The 1,004-nt window shown below is 58.7% G+C and carries 1 protein-coding gene and 1 pseudogene; one reads left to right on the top strand and one right to left on the bottom strand.

What is annotated here, in order from left to right; translation table 11 throughout:
- Positions 1-489 (top strand): annotated as a pseudogene (locus AC04L7_RS19575) (hypothetical protein); the annotation flags it as partial.
- On the opposite strand, the gene AC04L7_RS19580 reads toward AC04L7_RS19575, so the two are convergent.
- Positions 486-1,004 (bottom strand): hypothetical protein (locus AC04L7_RS19580; RefSeq protein WP_475513831.1); only part of this gene is annotated, 519 nt, incomplete at its 5' end. The pseudogene AC04L7_RS19575 and the gene AC04L7_RS19580 sit on opposite strands and share 4 nt — an antisense overlap.

The raw sequence follows: 1,004 nt of genomic DNA on the forward strand, positions 1-1,004 counted from the left end.
CAATACGATGAGATCGCGGGGGGTCGCCGTCATGAGGGAAGACTGCGAAAGGGCGTGTACAGGGGTGGTGAAGCTGGTGCCTTGAGCGCAGCAGGATCGCTCCCGTCCAGGGATGAGTTCGCCGATCTAACGCCTGACCAACGCTTCGTCGTCAAGCTGCAGGATCTCGGCCGCGTCAGGCTCGCCGCGCGTGCCGAGGTCGGCGGGCGAGTGCGGGGCTGGGTGGAGTGGGTCAACGACTCCGGAGAGACAGTCGAACAGATCGAGGTGGCGGCCATCGAGGCGCTCGGCTACACGTCCCACACGCTGTACAACCTGAGCGGAAGCGGCAGCGCCTCCGGCCTTGCGAGCGGAGCGAGTGAGGGCGGTGACGCTGGCCGCGCAGGCGGCACCGTCGATTACGCACCCGGCCAACGCCCGGACGTGTTCCCGCGCAGCCCCGGCTATGCGCCGGGCACGACATACACCGGGCCTGTGTCATCGCTTTAGAGGCCAAACATCCGCTCTAGGTTGGCGTATACCAAAACGCTAGCGGATGTCATTCCCAGGACCAACGTAAGTCCGAGCACGATGCTCCATACCCATTGATGCGCTTTTTGGCTTGATGCGCTGAATGAGCTGTATCGATTTTGTGCCTCATCGAAAGCTGGTCCTTGATGTCCGATGAGGCGTATCAAAGCCATCACGTGCACGTGCTGCCACACCATCTTTCCAACCTCGAATATTACGAACACTGCAAGCGAGCTTAGGCCGAATACCGCTACCAGCCGTGAAAACTGTGGCGCGATATCGCCCGCTGTAGCACTCCATGATGTGAATAGCGCTACGTAACCAACGGAAATAACAGCAGTCGTGTACGCGGACGATTTGTCCCACATCGATGTTAGTAGATCGATCAGAAATTTCTTTGCACTGTCGCGAGCTTGATTCCTAGCTTGATCGRCTATGTCTAATGCCTCGATCACTAAGCGCTCAACGTTCTGCACATCCGATCGGTAGTTCTC

This window comes from Pseudoxanthomonas sp. LjRoot204_2, assembly GCF_056175765.1.